We start from the raw sequence: 15,521 nt of genomic DNA, 5'->3' as shown, positions 1-15,521 counted from the left end.
TTCTATATATGTAATCATACTATATTATACATGACATAAGTTCATTTGTGTATGAATATCCACCAACTTGATTTGAGAAAATTCGTTTATATCATAAATTTATGCTACTCTATTTATAGAAAAAATTAAAAAGGCAGGACTTAAAAGTGGCAAACATCGTAAAAACAATTGACTCCAATACAATCAATCAACTTATAAAACAATATAATATGGAAACAAAGAACTTACCAACTGGCACTTTAGCCCGCAAGAAAATAAAAAGTACACAAGTCCAAATATACCGTTCAAAAAAAATAATGTTTCAAGGTAAAGATGCAGAACAAGTAGCAAGTGAAGTACTTAATCAAAACATAACGTCATCACCATCTAAAGCAACACCAGCTACAAAAAAATATGAATTTGATATACATAATACAATTGGTAGTGATGAAGCAGGCAGTGGCGATTATTTTGGCCCACTCACAGTATGTGCAGCATACGTATCTAAACATAACGCTAAAATATTAAAAGAAATTGGTGTAATGGACTCCAAGTCTTTAACTGATCCTAAAATTGTAGAACTAGCTGAACAAATTATACAAATATGCCCTCATTCTCTAATTGTACTTGATAATCCCAACTACAATACAAAGCAAGCAGAAGGTTGGAGTCAAGTTAAGATGAAAGCAGTCCTTCACAATCAAGCGATTAAAAATGTCATCTCACGAATCGACGAACAAGAATTAGAACAAATTGTGATTGACCAGTTTGTACAAGCAAGCACTTATGAACGATACATTATTGGTCAAATGCCACGTAAAGACATTACGCACTTTGAAACAAAAGGTGAATCAAAATCAATCGCAATTGCTGCTGCTAGTATTATCGCAAGATATGCATTTGTTACACACATGGATCAATTAGCAAAATCTTTAAATGTCATTATTCCTAAAGGCGCAAGTAATAAAGTAGATCTAGAAGCAGCAAAAATCGTCCAAAAATATGACATGCAGCAGTTAGATAACATAACGAAAACACATTTTAAAAATAGAGATAAAGTATTAGACCTTATTAATCGAAAAAGGAGAAATTAATATGTTACTTATCACATTCAGTTGGCAAGTAATTCTTGCCCTAATCATTATTTGCTATTTAATTTGGTTTATCGGTAAACAACTTACAAATTCCACAAACAAACGAAAAAAATAATATAAAAACACAGCAATCTGAAGATTCATATCAGATTGCTGTGTTTTTTATTTGTATATCTTATGCTCTTAATGTCGCACCATTTTGTTCTAATGCTGTTAAGATTTGCTCGTGTACTGCTGAAACTTTATCTTCTGTCAATGTTTCATTAACGTCTAAATAATCTAAGCGAATTGCGACCGATTTCTTACCTGGTTCCATATGTTCGCCTTCGTAAACGTCAAATACTTCTGCGTTATTTAATATATCTGCACCATTTTCATTGATTGTATGAATAAGTGTAGCTGCCGTAACTTCTGTGTTAACGACAAGTGCAATATCTCTTGAAACTCCTGGGAATTTCGGAATAGCTTCGTATTCAATTTTGCCAACAGGTTGTCCTAAGATTTTTGTGAAGTTTAACTCAAACACATAAGTGCGGTCTAAGTCATTTTCTTTTTCAACTTTCGGATGTAATTCTGCTATTAAACCAACAACTTCATCATTTAATTTAACGTACGCTGTTCTACCTGGATGTAATAAGTCTACTGTAGTCGCTTCATATGTGAACGTTAAGTTTAATTGTTCTGCAAGACGTTCTACTATACCTTTCACTAAGAAGAAATCAACAGGTTCATCTTTTTGTTGCCATTTATTACCTGTATATTGTCCTGTTAAAATACCACTTAAAAATTCAACTTCTGTTGGTAATTGATCTTTTCCGTTACTATAGAACACTTTACCAAGTTCATATAAAGCAACGTTTTTATTCTTACGCGCAACGTTATAACGTGTAGCGTCAACAAGTCTAGGTAATAAACTTTGACGTAATACAGCTTGATCTTCACTCATAGGCATCATAAGCTCTACAACTTCTTGTTGTTCTAAAGTATAGTTTTGAGCGACATCTTTACGAACTAATGAATACGTAATCGCTTGATCTAAACCAGCACCTTCAAGAATTTCTTTAACTTTTCGTGTCTTCAATTGGTTATCTGTTAAATAGCCAGCAGTTGCATTATCAAAGTTTGGTAATGTTGAAGGTAATTGGTCGTATCCATAAATACGCGCAACCTCTTCGATTAAGTCCGCTTTAATTGAAATATCATTTCTTCTTGATGGCACTTCTACTTTAAAGGCATCTCCAGAAACAATCGTTTCAAATCCTAAACGATTAAATATTGTATTAATTTCATCTGTAGAAAGATCGAAACCGATTAATTGGTTAACATCTTGTGTTGTAATGTCTATCGTACGAGACAATTCTGGTAAATTACCGTCTGATACAACTTCACTTAACACAGTTCCACCAGCAATATCTTGTAATAATTTTGCTGCTCTATCTAAAGCATCAAGTACTCTTTCACTCGCAATACCTTTTTCGAATCTGCTTGAAGCTTCACTTCTTAAGCCTAATCGTCTTGATGTTTGTCTAACATTTGTAGCATTAAATAATGCACTTTCGATTACGACATTTTGAGTGTTTTCTGTAACTTCTGAGAAATCGCCACCCATGACACCAGCGATTGCAATTGGTTCTTCACCATTTGTAATAACAAGGTCTGAAGTAAGTAGTTCTCTCTCAACATTATCTAATGTCGTGATTTTTTCATTTTCACGTGCATAACGTGCAACAATTTGATCTGACCCAATTTGATCTTGATCAAACATGTGTAACGGTTGACCATACTCTAAAAGTACGTAGTTCGAAACATCTACCACGTTGTTAATTGGACGGATGCCAGCTTTCATTAATCTAGACTGCATCCATGATGGAGATGGTGCAATTGTTACATTTTTAACAACTCTAGCTGCATAGAATGGAACACCTTCTTGATCTTGAACAGTCACTGATAATGATTGACTAGCTTTCTCTTCAGATTCATCTAAAGAAGTATTTGGGTATTGTATGTCATTGCCATATAATGCACTCACTTCATGTGCAGCACCTAGCATACTTAAACAGTCTGCTCTATTTGGTGTCAAATCAAAGTCTAATACATCGTCATTTAATAATAATGCTTCTAGTGCATCACTACCAGGCGTTGGTTCGCTTGAGAAGACGTAAATGCCATCTGCATATTTTTTAGGCATCACATTTGGATCAATACCTATTTCTTGTAACGAACAAATCATACCTTCTGATACTTCACCACGTAATTTAGCTCTTTTAATTTTAACGCCACCAGGTAAACGACCACCTACTCTTACAACGATGACATATTGATCTTTATCTACATTTGGTGCACCACAAACGATTTGTACGGGTTCTTCTTCACCAACATCCACTTTACAAATATTCAGTTTATCTGCCTCTGGATGTTTCTCTTTAGAAAGCACATGTCCAACGACTAATTTTTTAATATCGTCTCCATAATGTGTAACACTATCAACTTCAATACCGCTTCTTGTAATTTTCTCAGCTAAATCTTGAGTATTAGCATCTATATTTATATATTCACTTAACCACTCTTTACTTACTAACATTATGCTTCACCACCATCTTCTACAGGCTTAAATTGTTCTAAAAATCTCACGTCATTTGTATAGAAATGTCTAATATCTTCAATTCCATATTTCAACATTGCCATTCTGTCTGGTCCTAAACCAAAAGCAAATCCAGAATATTTATTTGAATCAAAGCCTGCCATTTCTAATACATTTGGATGTACCATTCCTGAACCAAGAACTTCTATCCAACCTGTTTGTTTACAAACGTTACATCCTTTACCTTTACATTTGAAACATGACACATCTACTTCAACTGATGGTTCAGTGAATGGGAAGAAACTTGGTCTTAATCTAATTTCACGATCTTTACCAAATAATTTACGTGCTAATAATTCTAATGTTCCTTTTAAGTCACTCATCTTGATATTTTCAGCTACGACTAAACCTTCAATTTGCGTAAATTGATGACTGTGCGTCGCATCATCAGAGTCTCTACGGTAAACTTTACCTGGACAGATGATCTTAACGGGTCCAACACCATTACGTTTTTCTAAAGTTCTCGCTTGTACAGGAGATGTATGAGTACGCATTAAGATTTCTTCTGAAATATAAAAAGTATCTTGCATATCACGTGCTGGATGAGACTTTGGTAAATTAAGTGCTTCAAAGTTATAATAGTCAGACTCTACTTCATAACCTTCAACAATTTCATAACCTAAACCAATAAATAAATCTTCTAAATCTTCATTGATTTTAGTTAGTGGATGTTTCGCACCTAAACTTACTTTTCTACCAGGTAACGTTACATCGATTGTTTCATTCTCTAATTGTTGGTTTAATGCTTCCTCTTCTAAAAGTACTTGTTTAGCTTCGATTTCTTTCTCAACAGCTTTACGTACTTCGTTCACAAGTTGACCGAATTCTGGTCTTTCTTCTTTAGGTAATTCTTTCATTTCTTTCATAAGGCCTGTAATAACGCCTTTTTTACCTAAATAATTTACTTTCACGTCTTGTAATGATCTTTCTGCTTTTGCTTCATTAATTCTTACAAGCGCATCTTGTCTTAATTCAGATAATTTTTCTCGTAATGACATATATATCCTCCTATTTTGGTCGAAAAAAAGACTCCGCCTCCTCAAATATAGAGGGACGAAGTCTTCCGTGGTACCACCCAAATTTATACATAGTTATGCATACACTTATATGTTGATAACGGATCTACATTCCGACTTAAATTTCTTTAAGTAGCTAAAAAGATGAAAAAAATTAAGTTACAACATAGGATTTTTCAGTCTCGAATCCATTCCCTTGTCATGTGTAAACATTAATTTACGTCCTTTTGTAAGCTCATATTGATTATGAAATCATTATATTAAATATTATATAATTGGTCAACCTTTCAAATGATAAAGCAAGATACCACAAGATACAGCTACATTTAAACTTTCAGCTTTGCCATATAGCGGTATATGAAGATTTTTAGTCGTTTGTTCAAGTATCGCTGGATCAACACCTGCACCTTCATTCCCCATAATTAACGCAAAGTTTGAATGGCTTTTGACTTCTCGATATTCAACTGCATTTTGAAGACTTGTTCCGTAAGTTTCGCCATCAAATTGTTCCATAAATTCAAATATATCTTGCTCAACAACTGGTAAATGAAAGACACTACCTTGTGAAGCACGTAATACTTTATCTTGATACGGGTCTGCACTACCTTTTGAATAAATAACAGCGTCCATACCTGCAGCGTCAGCGTTACGAATTAACGCGCCCATATTGCCTGGATCTTGTACTCTATCTAATACAAGGACTTGTTTAAAATTACTCGTTTCGTATGTAGGCATTTCGACAACCGCAAATATACCTTGAGGTGTCGTTGTGTCTGATAATGATTCTGCTACTTTAAAATTAATGACATATGCTTCCTTTGCATATTCAACAATTTTCTCATCAACTCTTGCATAATCTACTGCTAATAACGAAACGATAGTCAGTTGACTATGATAAGCTTCTTCGATTAAATGAAAACCTTCAATTAGAAATTGTCCTTGTTTAACACGTTCTTTTTTCTTTTTTAATTTATTCATTTGTTTAATTTTATTATTTTGAACTGAAGTAATTTCTTCCATAGTAACGCCTCATCTTCTCATTGTGATATAAAAATATTATATACGAAAAAAGACTGCCAACAAAGTCAAAGACATTGATGACAGTCTTAAGCACCTTAGTTTAGGTGTTTAAATATTAATTATTATTTAGAAACGACTTCTTTACCTTTGTATGATCCACATGCTTTACATACACGGTGAGATAATTTCATTTCTCCACAGTTTGAACATTCTACCATACCTGGTACTGAGATTTTGAAATGCGTACGACGTTTTCTTTTAGCTGTTTTTGAAGTTCTTCTAGCTGGAACTGCCATGTCTTATTCCTCCTTAAATTTTATAAACACTTTTCCGATTATTTTTCGTCATCGAAGAATTGTTGTAATTTTTGAAGTCTTGGATCAACTTTCTTTTCAGTTTCTTGTTCTGAATCTTCGGTTGACTCAATTTGATCTTCGCCAATAACTTCCCAACCATCGCCTGCCATTGAAATATCTTCGCTACCTTCAGAGAATACTTGTAACGGTTTCTCTAAAATAACAAGTTCTTCAATGATTGGTAATAAATTAATCATGCCGCCTTCGAGTTTATGTCTCAATTCGTCATCATCATTATTACTCTCACTAAATTCATCTAGCTCAAATATTTCTACTGATGTAGTATCAAATGGTAGCTCTACTGGCTTTAAAGTACGGGCACATGGTAACGTCAATACACCATTAATGTCAAGATTGACAATTATCTCATGCATTCGCACTTGAACGTCTCCTGTTACTTTTATTGGAGATATATCGATAAGTTCATCTACCCTATCAATAAGGTATTTCATATCGATTTCTTTATCAAAAGTAAATGGTTCGTTTTGGTATTTTTTAAGTTGTGTTATTGACCACTTCATCTGGGTTCACCTCTTACAAACACAAAAATTATTGTAACCTTAACGACAATGTTTGTCAAGATTTTTTCTTAACATTCATTATCTGATACAATACTTATGATGAAGTGAAATGGGAGGAAATGCAAATGAAAAGTGTTGCTTTAATAACAGAATATAATCCATTTCATAATGGGCATGTATATCACGCAGAATCTTCTAGAAAATTAACAAAAAGTGATGTTGCTATTTCTATTATGAGTGGTTCTTTTACAATGCGTGGAGAACCAGCAATTCTAAGTAAGTTCAAGCGTGCTGAAATGGCTATTCAATATGTAGATTTAGTCATTGAATTACCCCTTGTATATGCCATATCATCTAGTGATTTATTTGCTAAAGGCAGTGTTCAAATAGCTGAACAACTTGGATGTGACACATTATCTTTCGGAAGCGAATCTGGAAATATTGACGATATTAAACATGTCATTAAAGAAATAGAACAAGTATCTAAAAGTGAAAAATACAAACAAATGCTGAAAGAAGGAAAATCACACCCGAGAATCATTTCAGAATTAATACCTCATAATCAAATGCTTAAAGGTTCAAATAATTTACTCGCAATTGAATATGTGAAACATATCATGCAGCATAACTTAGCAATAGAACCAACAACGATTCAAAGAAAAGATAATATGTATTTAGATGCTCATTTAAACGAAACAACACACATTTCAAGTGCAACATCTATACGTAACGCCTATTTCAGACAGGACGATACATATCAATTAAGTTTACCGACAACAAGTTCACATATATTAAAGCATGCTCATGCAGTTAACTGGGATCACTTTTTCCCATTATTAAAATGGACAATATTAAGAGCTACCCATGAGGAATTGCGAGACATATATATGATGACTGAAGGATTAGAATATAAAGTTAAAAAAGAAATTAAAGATAGTACGAGCTTTGAAATGTTTGTCCAAAAGCTCAAATCTAAGAGATATACGTGGACACGAATACAACGCTTGTTAACCGCAATTTTGTTAAACGTTACGAATGAACAAGTTTCTGAATATAATCCAACTGCCATACGTGTACTTGCAATGTCTAAAAAAGGACAAGCATATTTAAAATCTATTAAAGAATCATGTCCATTACCTATCGTTACAAATGTGAATAAACAAACAGCAACTCACTTCACAAATGAAATCAAAGCAACAGATTTATATCAATATATTTCAGGTGATTCTGACACTGATTTTAATAAACCAGTCATAATAAAAAACGCATGACATATGCATGCGTTTTTTATTATGATTCTTTATTTTTTATTTTTTATTTTTTCTTTCAATGCTTTATTCACATTTTCAGGAACAAATTCCGAAATATCGCCGTCAAATTGAGCAACTTCTTTCACAACACTTGAGCTTATAAATGAATAATGATTATTTGTCATCATATATAATGTTTCAATGTCGTCATCTAGTTTTTTATTCATAGATGTCAATTGCATTTCATACTCAAAGTCGCTAACAGCTCTTAATCCTCTTACAATCGTGTTAGCATTTATTTCTTTGCAAAAGTCTACAAGTAACCCATGAAATGAATGCACCACTATATTTGGTACATCTTGTACCGCTTCTTTAATTAATTCAACACGCTCTTCTGTACTAAATAAGCCTTTTTTAGAACCATTTTTCAATACAGAAACATGAATCTCATCAAATATTTTTGCACTACGCTTAATAATATCAATATGTCCTAATGTTATTGGATCAAAGCTACCTGGAACAACTGCTATTCTCTTAGTCATTGTCTTCTCCTTTTGTTAGCAACATAACATGCGTCAGTCCATATTTATACTTTTTAAGAACTTTGAACGCACCCGTATCTATGTCTTCACTTTTATCAAATTCGCAAATTATTGTACCATTTACATTTAATAAGTCAAACGCTTGAATTTTTTCTAATGATTGATCTATGAGCGATTTTCTATAAGGTGGATCTAGAAATATATAATCAAACTTAATATCGCGTTTATTTAAAGCTTTTAACGCTCTAATTGCATCATTTTTATAAACTTCGTATTGAGTTTCAGGTATATGTAATGTATTTAAATTTTCTTTTATCATTTTAGTTGCTTTGAAATTACCGTCCACAAAAATCACTTTATCTAAACCTCTAGACAATCCTTCGATACCAAGTCCACCACTACCAGCAAACAAATCTAACCCGATACCTTCTAATTCTTGAAGGCCATTAAAGATATTTTCTTTCACTTTATCTGTAGTCGGTCTCGTTGATTGACCATCTATTGTTTTTATATGAAGTCTCTTGTATTTTCCACCTATTACTCTCAATGTTAATCATCACTTTCTTTATTATTAATTATTATTTATACTTATCCATATAGTATTTAAACGAAAACGAGGTTTATAAAAATGAAACAATCATTTATCGTCATCGGTCATGGCCTAACTGATTTATTTGAATTTCAAACGTTAATCGAATATAACCATGAACGTATTTCCGACATTATTATGTTACATACACCATTATCTAAGGAGAAACTATCTTCAGCTTGTATCATTATGAAGCCTACTAAAGGTCAACATTTTCAAGCGATTTACATGATAATGGAAGGTATTAAATATCCTTACCCTGACTCAAATAAAAAATTCGATTTAATCAATGAATGGGCTAATGCATATCACATACAAGTTAAAGGTCTTGATGTTAAATCACGTGCTGATTTCGCTGAAGATGAACTTTACTTCGCCTATTTAAAAGGTGTATTAAGACTTGAAAGATACTTGCCTCCGCTTCAATAGTTAAAAGTTTAAATACTCTTTTTTGTCCGTATTTGAATTAGAGTAATCTCTTTTAACATATTTAAATGGTGAAACTTTTACATCTTTAACATATTTTAGTTTCATTAAATGTTGAACAGTATCGTCTATTTTATCTTCATTTGTATATAACATGACGTATTGTTCTTTTCTATGTGCAAAGTATATATTACCAAACTTGCGTAATTGTCGTTCGTGTTTCATATTCTTTAAATATACGACAATACTGATTCGTTCTACTAATTCCATCAAAATAACCTCCTAACACTTTTTATTTTTATATTAGCACTTTCTATAAAATGATGAAAGAAGATAACTCCAAGCACATGTGACTTGCTTTCTTATCTTAAATCAATTTGATAGAATATATATAAGTCTTTATTTGCATTTCGAAAGGATAGGATAACATGTCAAAAATTAATTTATTAAAAACAACAGGTCTTATCGGAGGCATTGTTGCGGGTTCTTGGATTGTGACAAAAGCAACATCAAACGTTAAACCACGTACGATTAAACCATTCTTTACACAACCAGCTCCTTATGTATTCGCTCATCGTGGAGGCATGGCGTTAAGACCAGAACATACACGCTTAGCTTTTGATCATGCATTAAAATACGAAGTAACTGGATTTGAAGTAGATGTTCGACTTACTAAAGATGAAGTACTTGTTGTAACACATGACAACACAGTCGATCGTACAAGTAACGGTTCAGGGTATGTAGGTGATCATACATTAGAAGAACTACGCCAATTAGATTTCGGATACCACTTCAAAGATATTAATAACGAGCATCCTTATAGAGGAGATGCCAAAGCTAAAATCGTCACTTTAAAAGAGTTATTAACTGAATATCCAGATGTCTTAGTAAATATAGATATTAAAGACCATCCTGAATCATATAGTGGTAGTTTAGCACCATCACACTTATATCGTTTAATTACAGAACTTAAAGCTGAGGATCGTGTTAATATTACAAGTTTCTATGATGAACAAATTGATCGCTTTAATTTATATGCTCAAGATTCAATTGCATTAGGTACAGGTCAAAGCGAAGTAGCTAAAGCTTTCATAGCTTATCAATCAGGATATGGTCATACGTATCAACCTAAATCCGATACATTCCAAATTCCAATACAAGCTAAAGGGCTTCCTTTAGACTCAGAAGGTTTCATTCAATTTTTAACATCACTTAATATATCTGTTGCTTATTGGGTTGTAAACCAAATCGATACAATGGATGATTTAATTCAAAAAGGTGCACATACGATTGTAACTGATCGACCAGATACTGCACACTTCTTAATTAAAAAACAATACTAATTTAAAAAGCTTTCCATCTGTCAAATGACAAATGGAAAGCTTTTTTTATGTTATGTTGAACATCCACAAGAACCACCAGTAGAACAACCACCACCATGTGACTCACTACTAAAGAATGGATTACCTGTATCCACTTTAACATTGCTTGAAACTGAATAAGAAACAATGCTAATCACTTCATCTAATAAATCTTGTAAAGCAGTTTCTTTAGTCTTAAATTCAGAAACAACTGGATGCATTTCATATGCTCTCTTTTGTTGTCTTGTTTCTTTCATAACTCTACTGTAATCAGGATGATATCTGCCAAATCTTAAACAATCATCATAATGTGATTTTATTTGATCAAATTTTTGTCTTAATATTTTAACTTCAAAATTTGTTTCAAGTTGATGTTTTGCTTCGATGTATTCTTGATAAATATATGAATCTTTAATACATGCACTTAGTTCGTCTGATTGATCAAGTATATCAACTGTTTCTGCAGTAAACATAATATGATTCCCCCTTATTCTTTATTTTCTTTGAAAACAAGTGAATAGTATTCGCGAGAATTACCAGCACCAAATTCATCATATTGACTACCTAATAACTTTTCTCGATACGTGTTGTTGTTTAACCAGCTATTGATAAGTGTTGGTACATCATAGAAATTGTATGCTAAATTTTGGTTAATGGACTCATATTCAATCTTTTGATTATTGATATGTTTTGTGATGCCATCTTCTAGAGATTTAACTGCCTCTTCCTCATCGATATCATCTTCAATTAAATCTGCTTCCATTTGTGTTATATACGTAAGTTGATCATTAATCTGTAATGGTTTGACATCTTTCATTTCTCTAATTTCATTTACGATTTCAAGAAGTGATAAATCTTTATTTATATGAGCTTGGAAGTCTTGTTTGTCTGTTCTCTTTAAATCTTGACCTTTGTCATTATTTATCTTAGTCATTGAAAATGGTGCATGCTCAATAACAGCATCTGAATCCATAAATTGTACGCCCATCACTTCATTTGTTTCACTATCAATTAAGACTTGCGCATAAACATTCCCGTATTTAATCAGTAATTGTGTCTTGATATCACGTTCAGATAATTCTAATTGATATTTTCCATATGCACTTTCAACAACTGGTTCCATATCTATATTTGTACCATTAAAAATCTTTGTTGCATCTTGTTTCATTTTAATTGGTGAAACATTCACTTTATTTCCTGTAGCAAATACTGAAGAGACTTTATCATTTTTAGTAGATATTAAATAATAGTGCTCTTTATTTTTAAAGACATAATTCTTTCTACCGTGCTCTGCCTTATATACCCTATCTGGTTGTCCTAAATCATTTATAACTTCTTTAATATTTTTATAGACATATGTACCTACGCCTTCTTTCAACTTTGCATTGCCAGTTGATTTTTCAGCTTGTTGCTCATAATAATTCTCATTTGCTTTATCATGAGAGTAGTTTGGATTCTTTAAAACATCAAATTCTAATTTAGGTGAATAGAATAAATAAAAGAGTACAATGATTAAAATAGTTATTGCTACAACTTTTATGATAATATTTTTCAACTATTTACCTCCTCATTTATTCCTATATTCAATTATATCATTTTACAGGAAAACATTTACCTAAATCAATCGAAATGTTGTCATATTTGTTAAATATAAATGTACATTGCAACATTGGCGCTTTTATCATAAAATAAACTTAAAGGTACTTAGAGGGAGGAAAAATACATGGTATTTGATAATACAGGTCTTGAGAAGGTTATCATTGAACAAGAGCTATTAAAAGATGTTATGAATAAACATGGTTTTATTGCTGGAGGACATTGGGATTATGAGCGTATTACTTATGATTTTAAATATGAAATAAGTGAAGGCGTCTATTACTTAAGAATTCCAGGTTATGCACTTAAAGGGGATATCGGTGCCAATAACGCAACAATTCAATTAATGGATCCATATCTCGGTAAACACTACTATCCAACAGGTGTAGAATACGGAGATGATGAAGTTTACCCAGATAATTTAGTTGCACATTGTAACTTATTAATTGAACGTATCACATCAGATATTAATGCATTAAATACATTAGGTGCGCATTAATTAAAATATTACTAACAGAGTAGAGACGTGATATTTCACGTCTCTTTATTTATATATAAATGAGCAAAGAGGTCATCATTATGAAAAAATGGATAAACAAACGAAACATAAGCATATTTATCATTATAGTTTTATCTATTCTATTTATTTATTTCATTTTACCGATATCAATACCTTTAATAACAGCACTTGTTATCGCATTAGCACTCAATCCGCTCGTTAATAAATTAGCTAATAAAATTAAAAGCCGTAAATGGAGCGTAACGATTATTTATACGTTACTCCTTACGATAACAGGATTTGTTATATTTTTATTTTTAACTAAATTAATAGACCAGATCGTACTATTTATTAAAGATTTACCTAATAAAATTAATATACTCATCACTGTCATTGAACAATATAACGACAAAATGAAAGCTATTTTACCAGATGAAATGGCAGTTACAATCAACAAGGAACTGCAGAACTTTGTTGCATCTTTAAGAGATTCAATCGCAAATTATTTAAGCGTTGAAAATATAACAGAAGTTGTATCTTCTTTACCCGGTTTTATAATAAGTCTTGTAGTGTTTCTTGTAGCATTGTTCTTATTTATGTTAGAAATACCAAATATTCATAAATTTATTAAACAACATCTATATCCGTCGACTTATCATGAAATTTATAAAATATACAATAAAATTGGCCATTCTATTATTGGAATGATATCTGCTACCATCGTATTAAGCTTTATAACTTGGTTATTTACATACGTTGGTCTACTGATCATTGGTGTAGATTCAGCGTTTATCATCAGTTTATTTATATGGTTTATAGATATCTTACCGATTGTTGGTGCAACAGGTTTTACAATTCCGTGGGCAATCTATGCTTACATAGTTGGAGACCCGACGCTCGGTATTCAACTGATTATACTATCTGTTATATTACTCGTTCAAAGAAAAATATTAGAACCTAAAATATTCGGTACAGGTGTTGGTTTATCTCCACTACCTACTTTAATATCCATGTTTATCGGTTTAAAATTACTAGGCTTTATCGGATTCTTTATCGGACCATTATTCTTAATCGTTATCAAAACGATACTAGAATCTGGTCTTATAAAAACAGACTTTAAAATATAATATATGCAAAAACCTCTCAATCCATTATATACGGATTGAGAGGTTTTAATTTAATGTCCTAAAATTGCTTTTATCATAGATGTTGTATCTCCACCGTGATAGAACACATATAATAATAAATAAACGGCAACACCTGTAATAGCTGTACAGAACCAAATAATAGATGTTACTGGCCCAAATTTACGGTGTCTATCCAGTTTGTTCGTCCAACCTAAATAAATCGTATAGATCCCCATCACTGCCCCGACAGTCGCTAGTGTTATATGGAAAATCAAGAAAATTGTATAATAAATTTTGATATTATCCGGTCCACCAAATGAAGTATTTCCAATAAATACTGTTCTACTAGCATAAATGGTAAAGAATACGACTGCCGCAACTGCTGCAGATATCATAAACTTTTTGTGTGTTTCAATTTTTCGTTGTGCAATAAAATACCATCCGATAGCAACTAAAATAGCGCTTAATACGATGAAAGTTGTACTTATTGTCGGTAAAATTGGTAAATTCATTTTCATACATCCTATCTAAATTGATTATATAATGCTTTTTGCTCTTGTAATTTTCTCAAGCTATCTTCAGTGATTTGCTTTTCATTTTTTCTCTCATATCTAAACCATCTCATGAAAATGATATATAAATAAATACCAAACACGATTTCTTGCATAACTTTCATGATGACACCACCTGTTTGCTGATCTTCTAAAGGTGTAAAATTCGTAAAGTATTCTGGACCAGATAAACCTGTTCCTTGAACGACTGAATTTAACGTATCAGCTGGTACACATAAAGTCATCGCACCTAGCCATGCTTTACCTGACGTGTATGTTTCATACATTGCAGAACCGCTAAATATGATAAGTCCACATGAAGGTGTTAACAACACACCGATAAAGAAGATATATAAGATTTTCTTAATGTTACTCATGTGCAGTTCTTCAGGAATATGTTTGTTAAATATTGGATGCCACATAAACCATGCACTTATGAATAAAATAATCGTATATAACTCATGCAAAACAAGATCTTGTTTTAATGTATCTAACACAAGTGGTATATGATATACAGAGAATAAACCGTTAAAAAGAAAAATTGCTAATATCGGCTTTGTAAATAATTGAACAATCTTGTTGATCACGGGTAGTTCTTCCACATATTTGATGATGTATTCTGGGATAGCAAAATATAGCAATGGAACTACAATTAAAAATAATAAAGCCATTTGCAACATATGGAAACTAAAAATGATATGTGAAAGCAGATCAATAGGTCCACCTTCTAATAAGTATATCGTTAACATTAAGATAACGAAAAGTGTCGCTTCACCTTTTCTTAAAGGTCTTCCACCTGGTATATCTTTGTACCATTTTCCACAAATTAAAAAGTATAAAATAATTACACACAATACGCCTACAAAGAAGAATGGCGTCCAGTTTGCCCAAAAACCGAATATAGATATTGAGGTTAAGTTACCCATCTCTTTACACTTCCCCACTTAGTCATT

General features: G+C 32.1%; 18 protein-coding genes. 6 read left to right on the top strand and 12 right to left on the bottom strand.

Annotation, left to right across the window (positions count from 1 at the left end; translation table 11 throughout):
• Nucleotides 1-146 precede the first annotated feature (146 nt).
• Nucleotides 147-1,073, top strand: coding sequence for a ribonuclease HIII (gene rnhC, locus LQ673_RS02310; protein WP_191836208.1), 927 nt, complete (start codon nt 147-149; stop codon nt 1,071-1,073).
• A 175-nt stretch (nt 1,074-1,248) separates the two neighbouring features.
• On the opposite strand, the gene pheT is transcribed toward rnhC, so the two are convergent.
• From pheT to LQ673_RS02285, 5 genes are all read right to left on the bottom strand, one after another.
• Nucleotides 1,249-3,654 (bottom strand): phenylalanine--tRNA ligase subunit beta, encoded by a 2,406-nt coding sequence (gene pheT, locus LQ673_RS02305; RefSeq protein WP_191836207.1) that lies wholly within the window; start codon nt 3,652-3,654, stop codon nt 1,249-1,251.
• Nucleotides 3,654-4,712 (bottom strand): phenylalanine--tRNA ligase subunit alpha, encoded by a 1,059-nt coding sequence (gene pheS / locus LQ673_RS02300; RefSeq protein WP_025904636.1) that lies wholly within the window; start codon nt 4,710-4,712, stop codon nt 3,654-3,656. The genes pheT and pheS overlap by 1 nt, the downstream gene beginning before the upstream one ends.
• Before the next feature lie 297 nt (nt 4,713-5,009).
• On the bottom strand, nt 5,010-5,750 hold the full coding sequence (locus LQ673_RS02295; RefSeq protein ID WP_191836206.1) for a TrmH family RNA methyltransferase: 741 nt from the start codon (nt 5,748-5,750) through the stop codon (nt 5,010-5,012).
• 122 nt (nt 5,751-5,872) lie between these two features.
• Nucleotides 5,873-6,046, bottom strand: coding sequence for a 50S ribosomal protein L32 (gene rpmF / locus LQ673_RS02290; RefSeq protein WP_025904638.1), 174 nt, complete (start codon nt 6,044-6,046; stop codon nt 5,873-5,875).
• A gap of 38 nt (nt 6,047-6,084) precedes the next feature.
• On the bottom strand, nt 6,085-6,627 hold the full coding sequence (locus tag LQ673_RS02285) for a YceD family protein (protein ID WP_025904639.1): 543 nt from the start codon (nt 6,625-6,627) through the stop codon (nt 6,085-6,087).
• A gap of 125 nt (nt 6,628-6,752) precedes the next feature.
• Between LQ673_RS02285 and LQ673_RS02280 the strand changes: the two genes are divergently transcribed.
• Entirely contained in the window at nt 6,753-7,898 is a 1,146-nt protein-coding gene (locus LQ673_RS02280; RefSeq protein WP_191836205.1) for a nucleotidyltransferase, read from the top strand.
• A 29-nt stretch (nt 7,899-7,927) separates the two neighbouring features.
• Here the strand turns inward: LQ673_RS02280 and coaD are convergent, their stop codons facing one another.
• A complete protein-coding gene (coaD, locus tag LQ673_RS02275) occupies nt 7,928-8,419 on the bottom strand; it encodes a pantetheine-phosphate adenylyltransferase (protein ID WP_191836204.1) in 492 nt (163 codons plus the stop codon).
• A complete protein-coding gene (gene rsmD / locus LQ673_RS02270) occupies nt 8,412-8,966 on the bottom strand; it encodes a 16S rRNA (guanine(966)-N(2))-methyltransferase RsmD (protein WP_191836203.1) in 555 nt (184 codons plus the stop codon). Before rsmD ends, coaD begins: the two co-directional genes overlap by 8 nt.
• An 81-nt stretch (nt 8,967-9,047) precedes the next feature.
• Here rsmD and LQ673_RS02265 point away from each other — a divergent pair, with 81 nt between their 5' ends.
• The gene (locus LQ673_RS02265; protein WP_025904643.1) at nt 9,048-9,437 is read left to right on the top strand and encodes a DUF7147 family protein; all 390 of its coding nucleotides are present in this window, start codon (nt 9,048-9,050) and stop codon (nt 9,435-9,437) included.
• On the opposite strand, the gene LQ673_RS02260 is transcribed toward LQ673_RS02265, so the two are convergent.
• Entirely contained in the window at nt 9,438-9,704 is a 267-nt protein-coding gene (locus LQ673_RS02260) for a DUF2129 domain-containing protein (protein ID WP_037587474.1), read from the bottom strand.
• 158 nt (nt 9,705-9,862) lie between these two features.
• Between LQ673_RS02260 and LQ673_RS02255 the strand changes: the two genes are divergently transcribed.
• Nucleotides 9,863-10,777: a glycerophosphodiester phosphodiesterase family protein gene (locus LQ673_RS02255; RefSeq protein WP_037587473.1), complete on the top strand. Its 915-nt coding sequence runs from the start codon at nt 9,863-9,865 to the stop codon at nt 10,775-10,777.
• Nucleotides 10,778-10,827: 50 nt separating this feature from the next.
• Here LQ673_RS02255 and LQ673_RS02250 read toward each other — a convergent pair whose 3' ends face one another.
• Together LQ673_RS02250 and LQ673_RS02245 are read right to left on the bottom strand one after the other, a co-directional pair.
• Nucleotides 10,828-11,268 (bottom strand): YlbF/YmcA family competence regulator, encoded by a 441-nt coding sequence (locus LQ673_RS02250; protein WP_037587470.1) that lies wholly within the window; start codon nt 11,266-11,268, stop codon nt 10,828-10,830.
• Between the two features lie 14 nt (nt 11,269-11,282).
• Nucleotides 11,283-12,350 carry a CAP-associated domain-containing protein gene (locus LQ673_RS02245; RefSeq protein ID WP_191836202.1) on the bottom strand — a complete coding sequence of 356 codons (1,068 nt, stop codon included), beginning with the start codon at nt 12,348-12,350 and terminating at the stop codon, nt 11,283-11,285.
• Between the two features lie 168 nt (nt 12,351-12,518).
• On the opposite strand from LQ673_RS02245, the gene LQ673_RS02240 reads away from it, so the two are divergent.
• Together LQ673_RS02240 and ytvI are read left to right on the top strand one after the other, a co-directional pair.
• Nucleotides 12,519-12,890: a YugN family protein gene (locus LQ673_RS02240; RefSeq protein WP_025904648.1), complete on the top strand. Its 372-nt coding sequence runs from the start codon at nt 12,519-12,521 to the stop codon at nt 12,888-12,890.
• A gap of 80 nt (nt 12,891-12,970) precedes the next feature.
• Nucleotides 12,971-14,017, top strand: coding sequence for a sporulation integral membrane protein YtvI (ytvI, locus tag LQ673_RS02235; protein ID WP_191836201.1), 1,047 nt, complete (start codon nt 12,971-12,973; stop codon nt 14,015-14,017).
• A 50-nt stretch (nt 14,018-14,067) separates the two neighbouring features.
• Here the strand turns inward: ytvI and LQ673_RS02230 are convergent, their stop codons facing one another.
• Together LQ673_RS02230 and ctaG are read right to left on the bottom strand one after the other, a co-directional pair.
• Nucleotides 14,068-14,529 carry a DUF420 domain-containing protein gene (locus tag LQ673_RS02230; RefSeq protein ID WP_037587463.1) on the bottom strand — a complete coding sequence of 154 codons (462 nt, stop codon included), beginning with the start codon at nt 14,527-14,529 and terminating at the stop codon, nt 14,068-14,070.
• Between the two features lie 11 nt (nt 14,530-14,540).
• A complete protein-coding gene (gene ctaG, locus LQ673_RS02225) occupies nt 14,541-15,494 on the bottom strand; it encodes a cytochrome c oxidase assembly factor CtaG (RefSeq protein WP_037587461.1) in 954 nt (317 codons plus the stop codon).
• Between the last annotated feature and the right edge of the window lie 27 nt (nt 15,495-15,521).

Origin of the sequence: Mammaliicoccus sp. O-M54 (genome assembly GCF_022386035.1) — a bacterium.
GTDB classification, from domain to species: Bacteria; Bacillota; Bacilli; order Staphylococcales; family Staphylococcaceae; genus Mammaliicoccus; species Mammaliicoccus sciuri_A.
Note: the sequence above shows the minus strand (reverse complement) of the source record. Positions and strands in the feature narration are given on the sequence as shown.

Bases quoted from the DNA above. Each gene is read 5' to 3' on its own strand.
- pheT (WP_191836207.1), bottom strand. From the start codon at position 3,654: ATGTTAGTAAGTAAAGAGTGGTTAAGTGAATATATAAATATAGATGCT.
- pheS (WP_025904636.1), bottom strand. From the start codon at position 4,712: ATGTCATTACGAGAAAAATTATCTGAATTAAGACAAGATGCGCTTGTA.
- LQ673_RS02295 (WP_191836206.1), bottom strand. From the start codon at position 5,750: ATGGAAGAAATTACTTCAGTTCAAAATAATAAAATTAAACAAATGAAT.
- rpmF (WP_025904638.1), bottom strand. From the start codon at position 6,046: ATGGCAGTTCCAGCTAGAAGAACTTCAAAAACAGCTAAAAGAAAACGT.
- LQ673_RS02285 (WP_025904639.1), bottom strand. From the start codon at position 6,627: ATGAAGTGGTCAATAACACAACTTAAAAAATACCAAAACGAACCATTT.
- LQ673_RS02280 (WP_191836205.1), top strand. From the start codon at position 6,753: ATGAAAAGTGTTGCTTTAATAACAGAATATAATCCATTTCATAATGGG.
- coaD (WP_191836204.1), bottom strand. From the start codon at position 8,419: ATGACTAAGAGAATAGCAGTTGTTCCAGGTAGCTTTGATCCAATAACA.
- LQ673_RS02265 (WP_025904643.1), top strand. From the start codon at position 9,048: ATGAAACAATCATTTATCGTCATCGGTCATGGCCTAACTGATTTATTT.
- LQ673_RS02260 (WP_037587474.1), bottom strand. From the start codon at position 9,704: ATGGAATTAGTAGAACGAATCAGTATTGTCGTATATTTAAAGAATATG.
- LQ673_RS02255 (WP_037587473.1), top strand. From the start codon at position 9,863: ATGTCAAAAATTAATTTATTAAAAACAACAGGTCTTATCGGAGGCATT.
- LQ673_RS02250 (WP_037587470.1), bottom strand. From the start codon at position 11,268: ATGTTTACTGCAGAAACAGTTGATATACTTGATCAATCAGACGAACTA.
- LQ673_RS02240 (WP_025904648.1), top strand. From the start codon at position 12,519: ATGGTATTTGATAATACAGGTCTTGAGAAGGTTATCATTGAACAAGAG.
- ytvI (WP_191836201.1), top strand. From the start codon at position 12,971: ATGAAAAAATGGATAAACAAACGAAACATAAGCATATTTATCATTATA.
- LQ673_RS02230 (WP_037587463.1), bottom strand. From the start codon at position 14,529: ATGAATTTACCAATTTTACCGACAATAAGTACAACTTTCATCGTATTA.
- ctaG (WP_037587461.1), bottom strand. From the start codon at position 15,494: ATGGGTAACTTAACCTCAATATCTATATTCGGTTTTTGGGCAAACTGG.